Raw genomic sequence first — 10,067 nt, 5'->3', positions numbered from 1 at the left:
CGTGCAGGATTTCTGTATAAAGTCATAAATCCTACATGTTTGGAGCAACTATGGCTAACGATGACAAGCAGGTGATGAAGGTTGCACAGCGTTCTGAACGCATGCTGCTGAGCCTCACCGACCAGATTCAGGCGCAAAAGCAGGAACTGCATGAAAATACGTACTATCAGGTTTATGCCAAAGCGGCGTTAGCAAAGTTGCCCAAACTGACACGAGCGAGTGTCGATTACGCTGTAAATGAGATGGAAGAGAGCGGTTATCAGTTTGATAAACGTGCGGCCGGTTCTTCCGTTAAATATGCAATGTCGATTCAGAACATAATCGATATCTACCATCATCGGGGTGTACCGAAATATCGCGATCGCCACAGTGAGGCCTATACCATTTTTGTGGGTAATCTTAAGGGTGGTGTCTCGAAAACGGTTTCTACCGTCTCACTGGCTCATGCACTTCGTGCCCATCCTCATCTGCTGTTTGAAGATTTGCGTATTCTGGTGATTGACCTTGATCCGCAGTCCTCAGCAACCATGTTTTTGAATCATGAACGTTCAGTAGGGCTGGTGGAAGCGACAGCGGCACAGGCAATGCTGCAGAATGTCACCCGTGATGAGCTGGTGAACGAATTTATCGTTCCGTCGATTATTCCAGGTGTGGATGTGCTGCCTGCCTCCATTGATGACGCCTTTATCGCCTCAAGCTGGGACCAGCTTTGCGCTGAGCATCTGCCACAGCAGAATGTTCATGCCGTGCTGTATGACAACGTCATTGCCAAACTGAAGAAAGATTATGACTTTATCTTTATCGACAGCGGCCCGCATCTTGATGCTTTCCTGAAGAACGCCATTGCGGCCTCTGATCTGCTGATGACGCCGGTGCCACCGGCTCAGGTCGACTTTCATTCCACGCTTAAATACCTGACGCGTCTCCCGGAACTGATTGCAATTATTGAGGATTCCGGCGCTACCTGTCGCCTGCAGGGCAATATTGGCTTCATGTCTAAGCTCTCGAATAAAGCCGACCATAAGCTCTGTCATAGCCTGGCAAAAGAAATTTTCGGTGGTGACATGCTTGATGCTGCCCTTCCCCGCCTTGATGGTTTCGAACGTTGCGGCGAATCCTTTGATACGGTCATCTCCGCAAATCCTTCAACATACGTCGGCAGCAGTGAAGCGTTGAAAAATGCAAGATCCGCTGCAGAGGACTTTGCAAAAGCCGTCTTTGACCGTATCGAATTTATTCGCCTGAACTGAGGTTTGTATGAGCGCAAAAAGAATTACGATTGGCAGAACCTTCAGCCAGACTCCACTGGAAAATGATACGCCAGATAGCCAGCACAACCAGACATTCGTTCTGGCTACGGGCAAGCGCGCCCTGTTTCGCTTTGAACGTATTGCCGCCAGTGATGTTGAAAACAAGACATTCGTGACGATGGAAACCAATGGTCGCGATCAGGCGGGCCTGACACCCGATTCACTGCGCGACATTATCCGTACTATTAAGCTTCAGCAGTTCTTCCCGGCCATTGGCGTAATGCGCGATGACCGCATTGAGATTCTTGACGGCTCACGTCGGCGTGCAGCTGCGCTTTACTGTAAGACCGGGCTGGACGTACTGGTCACTGATGCCGCTATTAGCGCCGATGAAGCACGCAGACTGGCGCAGGATATCCAGACGGCCCGCGAACATAACCTGCGGGAAGTGGGAATGCGCCTGCTGGCGTTAAAAGAGGGTGGACTGTCGCAAAAAGAGATCGCTGAGAATCAGGGATTATCTCAGGCGAAGGTCACGCGTGCTCTTCAGGCGGCCAGCGTTCCGTCCGATTTGATCTCACTTTTCCCTAATCACGCTGAGCTGACTTATCCTGATTACAAAGCGCTGTTGCAGGCGGCTGACAAATTGAGTGAATCCGGGCAAAGCGTTGAAGCTCTGATTAATTCTATCTCGCGGGAAATAGATGTGGTTTGCGCGCGAGAAGGGCTTGCCGAGGATGAGCTGAAAAATCACATTCTGCGTCTGATTCGCCAGGGCAGCCAGACATTAATGAAAGAGCCTGAGAAAGATAAAACACAGGCGACTGCACTCTGGTCTTTTGCTGATAAAGATCGCTTTGCGCGTAAAAAGGTACGCGGCCGGATGTTCAGCTATGAATTTAACCGGCAGTCGAAAGAGTTGCAGGAAGAGCTGGATAAAGTCATTGCCGAGACCCTGAAGAAATATCTCAATCGTTAATTTATATACATCCAAATCAGCCAGCGCCTGACGCTGGCTTTTTTATTGCTTTGTTAAGCTGAAAGACACTTCGACGATGCATGAAAACCAGAATTTCAGGCTGAAATCGCCAGGTTTTCAATGGTGATAATCTGGATAAATAACTGAATTTATTGATATTGTTTATAAGTTTTTTCAATCTGATCTCTGTGAAATCGCCATTCCTCCTGAACATTTCACCTGCGTTCCTGACAGCCTTTGAGTCCCTTAATTGTCTGTAATGGAAAAAGCAGATTCAAAATCTGATGTTACCTCCGAAGGGTTCAAATGCTGCCTTTCCACATTCAGCGGTCGCGAATTGCAAGTAAAGATTTTCGGAAGCTGGTTCATTAGTGACCAGTTACTTCTCACCAGACCTCAGTTCCCGCACAACTGCTTCATACCGACTGATGCTTTCTCTGCAAGTCTTTTTACCGTTATGCTGGCCGCCAGCGAAATTTAACGCTTAAGCGGCTGTTTTAATTAAAAATATCTGTGAATTTCAGCCTGAAATCGCCACGCTTTCTGCTGGAGATCGTCCTGATTACAGTATATAAGCGTTTCGTTGAGATCGTAATTACAGCGTAACCGCCTAACAGCAAAGGCATCTTCTCAGAATGAAAAAAGATACTCAGAAAATATCCCTCACTTATCCACAGAAAAAGTGGATAACTTTCTCATCCGGCTAAAATTATTTTCTGTTGATGCGAACGACATGAGCTGGATTGGACAGAAAAAGTGCCAGTGATCTGAAATCGGCTACTTCAGACAGATTCACTGTATTGAGTAAAGCAGATGAAAGGATGTGCTCAACAGCAGAAAACGAGAACCGGCTGCTCAGGAAAGGGACATGACTGACCGTAAAACTGTTTACAATGAATGCGGAGCTAAAGAGGTTAAGCAGCACAGACAATCGGCTGGCGGGCTCATCAGAATCTGTTGATGCGCAGCCAGCGTTGAGCACGGCAATCATCATAGTGCCTGAGGAGTGCGTATGATGGAGGCAATAACAGAATCGTTATCTGATGCGGCAAACAACGATACAAAACCGGGCCTGGCCCGGTTTTATAATGAATCAGGCTTCAAGCCAGTCGGTTATTTGCCTGACCATCGCATCTGTAGAGATGCCATAACGGTCATGCAACGTCGGTAAAGCGCCTGCTGCCAGGAATGTATCCGGCAGGGCAATCTGCTTAAAGCGAGGCGTCACATGGTTCCGCATCAGCAACCCCGCGATTGCCTCGCCTAACCCGCCCGTGATTGAATGATTCTCTGCTGTGATAACCAGCTGGTTATGATGCAGCGCTTCCCCTGCCTCTCGCAGGATTGTCTCTTCATCCAGAGGCTTAATCACAGGAGAGTGAATCACCCCAATCTCAATGCCCTGCTTTTCCAGCACCTCAGCGGCTTCAAGTGCCCGCATGGTCATCAATCCGCTACTGATGATAACCGCATCTTTGCCCGTTCGCAGACGCTGGGCCTTGCCGTGCTGATAGCGATAATCATATTTATCCAGCACCAGCGGAACCTTACCGCGCAGCAGGCGCAGGTAAACCGGACCCTGATGTTCGGCAATCGCCGGGATGACCTGGCTAATCTCCAGCGCATCGCAGGGATCGATGATTGTCAGGTTTGGCATACCCCGAAAAATTGCCAGATCGTCAGTCGCCTGATGGCTTGGCCCATAACCGGTGGTCAGGCCCGGCAGCGCACAGGCGATTTTGACGTTCAGATTCTCTTCGGCGATGGCCATGCAGATAAAATCATAGGCGCGGCGGGAAGCAAACACGGCATAGGTGGTGACAAAAGGCATAAAGCCCTCGCGCGCCATTCCTGCTGCGGCACTCATCAGTAACTGTTCCGCCATTCCCATCTGGTAAAAGCGCTGCGGAAAAGCGTCCGCGAACAGATGCAGGTCGGTGTATTTACTCAAATCTGCCGTCATACCGACCACATCCGATCGCTGCTCTGCCAGTGACACCAGCGCATGCCCGAACGGAGCCGAAACCGTGGGCTGACCCTCAGCAGCAATCGAGGCGATCATGGCGGAAGTGGTCAGCCGTTTTTTTTGCGGTTGTGAACTCATATCAGACTCCTTGCTCAAGTGCAGTCAGGGCTGTGTCCCACTCATCAGCATCAACACGGATGAAGTGGGTTTTCTCCCGGCTTTCAAGAAACGGCACACCTTTTCCCATTCGGGTATCGCAGATGATGACGCGCGGCTGAGGTTCAGGCCAGCTGCGGGCTGCGTCAAAGGCATGCTGCAAAGCAGCAATATCATTGCCATCAACGCGCTGGGTATACCAGCCAAAAGCCTGCCAGCGCTCCACTATCGGTTCGAACGCGAGAATCTCGCTGCTGTGACCGTCAGCCTGCTGATTGTTGACGTCTATAATGGCGATCAGGTTATCAAGCTGCCAGTGTGAGGCTGACATGGCCGCTTCCCACGTTGAGCCTTCATTTAGCTCGCCATCAGAAAGCAGGTTATAGATTCGCGCCTGTGAGCCTTTCTGCTTCAGTCCCAGACAGGCACCCACGGCTATTCCTAATCCATGACCTAATGAACCGCCGGTGATCTCCATGCCTGGGGTATAGGCGGCCATGCCGGACATGGGCAGGCGGCTCTCATCGGTGCCATAGGTTTCCCGTTCTTCTTCTGGTATGACGCCCGCTTCCAGTAGCGCGGCGTAAAGCGCGATGGCGTAGTGCCCAATCGACAGGTAGAAACGATCGCGCTCTGCCCACTCAGGCTCATCTGGACGGTAATTCATGGCGTGAAAATAGCTGACAGCGAGCAAATCGGCTGCACCCAATGCCTGACCGATATAGCCCTGTCCCTGTATCTGCCCCATTAACAAGGCATGACGGCGAATATTCCTGGCACGCTGCGGCAATGAAAGCGTGCGTGAACGGTGACGAGGGTCAGTCATATAACCTCCTGATTAACGATTAACATCCGCAGCCCGAATGCGCAGTACGCATAGCGCACCACCCAGCAGAACGGCAGCAATAAAATACATTCCCGACGCGGGGGAGCCGGTTGCGGTGGTGATTGAGCCAATCAGCCACGGCGAGAAAAAACCGGCCAGATTGGCAATGCAGTTCACCGCAGCGATGCCTGCGGCAGCAGAGACTCCACCCAGCAGGTTGGTCGGCAGCACCCAGAACAGTGATGAAGCGGAAAGAATGCCCGCAGCGGCAATACAGAGGGCAAACAGTGACAGGGAGACGTTATGGCTGAGTAGCGTCGCCAGCGTCAGTCCGGAGAGGCCGATCAGCATCGGAACAATCAGGTGCCAGCGACGTTCACGATGACGATCGCCACTGCGTCCGGCCAGTAGCATAAAGATAATGGCGCACAGGTACGGCAGACTGGTCAGTAATCCGATATGCAGAGGTTCACTGACGCCTGAATTTCTTACCAGCGTCGGTAGCCAGAACGTTAACGCATACTGTCCCATCACCACGCAAAAGTAGATCAGCGCCAGCAGCCACAGGCGACGGTCAGCAACAAAGGCTTTCACCGTGCCATGACAGGCTTTCTGCTGATTGTCTTCGTCGAGATCGGCACGCACCCGGCGCTTCTCATCCTCATCCAGCCACTCTGCCTGCTCCACCCGATCCTTCAGAACCAGCAGCACTACGAATCCCATAACAAGGGTAGGGATAGCCTCCAGCATAAACATCCATTGCCAGCCCGCCCATCCGTGAAAGCCTGCGAAGGTCGCCATGATCCAGCCAGAGAGCGGGCCACCAATCATTCCGGAAAGTGGAATCGCGACAAACCAGAGAACTGTCATGCGAGCGCGACGGTGAGAGGGAAACCAGTAGGTCAGATAGAGCAGTAAACCGGGTGCAAGTCCGGCCTCTGCCACACCAAGCAGAAAGCGCAGCAGGTAGAACTGCCATGCGGTTTCTACAAATGCGAACAGGGCCGAGATTACACCCCAGGTAATCATAATGCGGGCAATCCAGCGGCGTGCACCGACCCGATGCAGGATCAGGTTGCTCGGCACTTCAAAGAAGAAGTAACCGAGGAAAAAGATCCCGGCACCCAGCCCGTACACCGTTTCGCTGAGTGACAAATCATCCATCATCTGTAATTTCGCGAAGCCAACGTTTACACGATCAAGATAGGCACAGAGGTAACAGAGCATCAGCCAGGGCATCAGCCGCCAGGCAATTTTGCGATAGGTGATATCGCGTGCAGCAGAGGCTGCGCTCAGATTAAGCGTGGTCATGGTATTCACTCCCGAAGTTAGCCCGCAAGGCGTGCGGGCAGGGCAGGGCGCTATTTAATGGATCAGCATGCCGCCATTCACATCCAGCGTGATGCCGGTGAGATAACCGGAGAGATCGCTGGCGAGGAACAGCGCCGCATTAGCGACGTCGCTGGCAGTTCCCAGGCGGCCAAGAGGTATGCTGTCGAGAATGGCATGGCGGCGTTCATCCTGTAACAGGCCACCGGTGATATCGGTCTGGATAAGACCGGGCGTCAGGGCATTGATACGAATCTGGTCCGGGCCGAATTCGCGCGCCATGGCTTTTGTCAGGCCAAGCACGCCTGCTTTCGCCGCACTGTAGTGCGGGCCGCCGAAAATGCCGCCGCCACGCTGAGCCGATACGGATGACAGACAGACAATGCTGCCGCTTTTTTGCCGCTGCATCGTCGGGATAACCGCCTGAGACATCAGCAGCGTACCGCGCAGATTGACATCAAGAATGCGGTTGTAATCTTCGATGCCGATTTCCAGTGTTTTAACCGGCTGAGTGATCCCGGCATTGTTGACCAGCACGTCAATACGGCCGTAGTGCTCAAGTACCTGATCGATAGCACGATGAATAGAAAGAGGATCGGTGACATCGGTGGCCAGGCCGAGATGCCCGTCGCCACACGACAGCGCGCTGGCCTGAGCTGCCTGCAGATCTAAATCAAGCACCACCACGCGCGCGCCATGCTGAGCAAAGCAGGCCGCTGTGGCTCGTCCAATGCCGCGCTGAGATGCGGCACCAGTAATAATCACAACTTTATTTTCAAGTAACATTGTCCACTCCAGAAGAATAATTATTAGTGGTTCGGTATCGCTACCGGCAGGGTCACGATCAGAATTGATAAAGCGCCTAATATTGGCAATGCAGAAAAATTCATTTGATGCTGAATGAATTTGTTGATTTGATGCAGTTAACAAATCTGCGATTTAAAAATGGGCACACATCACATAATTTCTGTGTGGAGAGGCGGATGGAAAAGCAGTCGGAGCACTTACCTTCAATTAAATCACTGCGGGTTTTTGAACAGGTGGCCCATTTTGGTAATGTCGCGCGGGCGGCTGAGGAATTAAGTATTACGCCATCCGCAGCCAGTCATCAGCTGGCCAAACTGGAGCGGGAACTGGGCTGTATTCTGTTTAATCGTTCGGCAAAAGGCGTAACGCTCACGCTGTCGGGGGAACATTACCTTAGGGAGATCGGCCCGATACTGCTGTGCCTGGCGCAGGCCACGGCGCGCATCAGTAACGAGAAAGCACGCAGTAACCTCAGGATCCACTGCGCACCCAGCTTCGGTCTGCTCTGGCTGTTGCCGCGTATCCATAAATTTCGCGACAGCTATCCAGAGTTTCAGCTTACGCTCTCCTGCTCTTATGAAAATCTCTCCTTCAGCCGCGACAATATTGATATAGCAATACGTCACGGCTTCCCGGACTGGAACGCATTTGAGATTAAAACTATCCGCCACGAAAAAATGTCGGTGCTGGCCTCGCCAGACTATCTGAAACAGCATCCTGTCAGTCAGGCCGCCGATTTAATCCATCACGCGCTGATATTATCGGAGTCGCCGCTTATTCAATGGCCGCAGTGGTTTGCGGCGCAGCAATTACCTCAGCCGGATAAAGAGTGGTTATTTCGTTTTGACCGCTCTTATATGAGTCTTGAAGCGGCAATGTTAGGCCACGGTCTTATTTTTGAAAGCGAATTGCTGGCGGAGGATTATCTTCGCAGCGGGAAACTGGTCAGGGTATTGACTGAGCAGCATAGCCTGCCTGTCAGCGCGCACCATCTGGTCTTTCCGCGTGGATTTGCCCAGTTCCCCCGTGTTGCACATTTCCTGAGCTGGATACAGGAAGAACTCAGAACGTTAATATGATGTTAAAATAACTTCCGTCGCGTCACTATGACGCGGGTTTATTTCTGCTGGTAATTATTCACGCCATAAAAGTCGCATTGCCAAAGCTAACTTTTAAATACCGTCTACACTTCTTTACCCAATCGGTAAATATGTTCCCTTTCTATTCCGTATGAAATTTAATCAAACGGATGTTTAACTTATTAATGGCAGGAATATTATGAGTACAAATACACCAGACGCTGGGGAAGCGGGCGATCACGCGCCTGCGGATACGGTACGCCAGCGCATTTTTTTAGTGGTGCTGGTTGCCACTATGGGCGCGCTGGCTTTTGGCTATGACACCGGGATTATCTCGGGTGCATTACCTTACATGACTTCGCCACCCGATCAGGGTGGTTTGGGACTGAACTCATTCACGGAAGGGCTCGTCGCCTCTTCGCTGGTGTTTGGTGCCGCTATCGGCTCTTTCCTCAGTGGTTTCTTCTCGGACCGTTTTGGCCGTCGCATTACCCTTCGCACCCTGGCGGTCATTTTTGTACTGGGTTCCCTTGGTACGGCACTGGCGCCTTCCGTCAATGTGATGGTGGCCATGCGCTTCCTGCTGGGAATTGCTGTCGGCGGTGGCTCTTCAACCGTACCGGTGTTCATTGCCGAAATTGCCGGGCCACGTCTGCGTGCGCCGCTGGTGAGCCGCAATGAGCTGATGATCGTTACGGGCCAGCTCATTGCCTATGTCGCCAGTACGCTACTGAGCTATCTGCTGCATGATGAGCACCTGTGGCGCTACATGCTGGCGATTGCGATGGTGCCCGGTTTCCTGCTGTTTATCGGCACCTTCTTCGTTCCGGCTTCACCACACTGGCTGGTGGCGGAAGGGCGTCTGAAAGAGGCGAAAAAGATTCTGAAGTATCTGCGTGAAACGCCGCGTGAGGTGCGTCATGAGTTGGCACAGATGAAGAAGCAGGCGAAGGCAGCAGAACGCGGGCCGGATGCGAAAACCCTGATTCGTGAGAAATGGGTTATCCGCCTGATGATTATTGGTGTTGGCCTCGGCTTTGTCGCGCAGTTTACCGGCGTTAACGGCTTCATGTATTACACGCCGATCATCCTGAAGTCGACCGGCCTGGGAACCAGCGCCTCGATCGCAGCCACCATCGGTAACGGTGTGGTGTCTGTTCTGGCGACCTTTGTCGGTATCTGGGCGATCAGCCGCTTCCCGCGTCGTACTATGCTCATCACCGGTTTATGTCTGGTGATTACCGCACAGATCCTGCTGGGCAGCGTGATGACCTTTATGAGCTCAGGCCTGATGCAGAGCTACCTCGCTCTTGGCTGTATTCTGCTGTTCCTGTTCTGTATGCAGATGTGCATCTCGCCGGTCTACTGGCTGATGATGTCAGAGCTGTTCCCGATGCAGCTGCGTGGCGTTTTAACCGGTGGCGCTGTCTCACTACAGTGGATTTTCAATGCTGTGGTCGCGTTCGGTTTTCCACCGATCATGGCGTATGCCGGCAGCACGACCTTCTTTATCTTTGCTGCGATTAACGTCGGCTCGCTGATCTTCGTGATGACGATGGTGCCCGAGACGCGGGGCAAAAGTCTGGAAGAGATTGAGTCACACATGAAAGAAAAGTTTGGTGAAAAGCCCAAGGAGGCTGAAGCCTGCTAACGTCCCTACCGGATTCGGCCCGCC

General features: G+C 52.2%; 9 protein-coding genes. 4 read left to right on the top strand and 5 right to left on the bottom strand.

Translation table 11 applies throughout. From position 1 onward, the window contains the following. Window positions 1-50 precede the first annotated feature (50 nt). Together FA92_RS19995 and FA92_RS19990 are read left to right on the top strand one after the other, a co-directional pair. Window positions 51-1,250: an AAA family ATPase gene (locus FA92_RS19995; RefSeq protein ID WP_013196500.1), complete on the top strand. Its 1,200-nt coding sequence runs from the start codon at window positions 51-53 to the stop codon at window positions 1,248-1,250. 7 nt (window positions 1,251-1,257) lie between these two features. Further along, a complete protein-coding gene (locus FA92_RS19990; protein ID WP_033784879.1) occupies window positions 1,258-2,229 on the top strand; it encodes a ParB family protein in 972 nt (323 codons plus the stop codon). Window positions 2,230-2,938: 709 nt separating this feature from the next. Here FA92_RS19990 and FA92_RS23120 read toward each other — a convergent pair. The 5 genes from FA92_RS23120 to FA92_RS19965 form a co-directional block, all read right to left on the bottom strand. Beyond that, window positions 2,939-3,223, bottom strand: a complete 285-nt coding sequence (locus FA92_RS23120; protein ID WP_081917213.1) for a hypothetical protein — start codon at window positions 3,221-3,223, stop codon at window positions 2,939-2,941. A 99-nt stretch (window positions 3,224-3,322) separates the two neighbouring features. Then, entirely contained in the window at window positions 3,323-4,333 is a 1,011-nt protein-coding gene (locus FA92_RS19980) for a transketolase family protein (protein WP_033784877.1), read from the bottom strand. Window position 4,334: 1 nt separating this feature from the next. Continuing rightward, complete coding sequence (locus FA92_RS19975) at window positions 4,335-5,177, bottom strand: transketolase (protein ID WP_033784876.1); 843 nt, start codon at window positions 5,175-5,177, stop codon at window positions 4,335-4,337. 12 nt (window positions 5,178-5,189) lie between these two features. Further along, the gene (locus tag FA92_RS19970; protein WP_033784875.1) at window positions 5,190-6,488 is read right to left on the bottom strand and encodes an MFS transporter; all 1,299 of its coding nucleotides are present in this window, start codon (window positions 6,486-6,488) and stop codon (window positions 5,190-5,192) included. A 54-nt stretch (window positions 6,489-6,542) separates the two neighbouring features. Further along, window positions 6,543-7,292 (bottom strand): glucose 1-dehydrogenase, encoded by a 750-nt coding sequence (locus tag FA92_RS19965; protein WP_013196494.1) that lies wholly within the window; start codon window positions 7,290-7,292, stop codon window positions 6,543-6,545. A gap of 197 nt (window positions 7,293-7,489) precedes the next feature. Here FA92_RS19965 and FA92_RS19960 point away from each other — a divergent pair, with 197 nt between their 5' ends. After that, window positions 7,490-8,392: a LysR substrate-binding domain-containing protein gene (locus tag FA92_RS19960; RefSeq protein WP_033784874.1), complete on the top strand. Its 903-nt coding sequence runs from the start codon at window positions 7,490-7,492 to the stop codon at window positions 8,390-8,392. Window positions 8,393-8,591: 199 nt separating this feature from the next. Beyond that, entirely contained in the window at window positions 8,592-10,043 is a 1,452-nt protein-coding gene (locus FA92_RS19955; RefSeq protein ID WP_033784873.1) for a sugar porter family MFS transporter, read from the top strand. The last annotated feature ends 24 nt before the right edge of the window (window positions 10,044-10,067 follow it).

Source organism: Pantoea sp. 9140 (assembly GCF_000745295.1).
Taxonomy (GTDB): Bacteria; Pseudomonadota; Gammaproteobacteria; order Enterobacterales; family Enterobacteriaceae; genus Pantoea; species Pantoea vagans.
The sequence above is the reverse complement of the archived record's forward strand: the minus strand, read 5'-3'. Positions and strand labels throughout refer to the sequence as shown.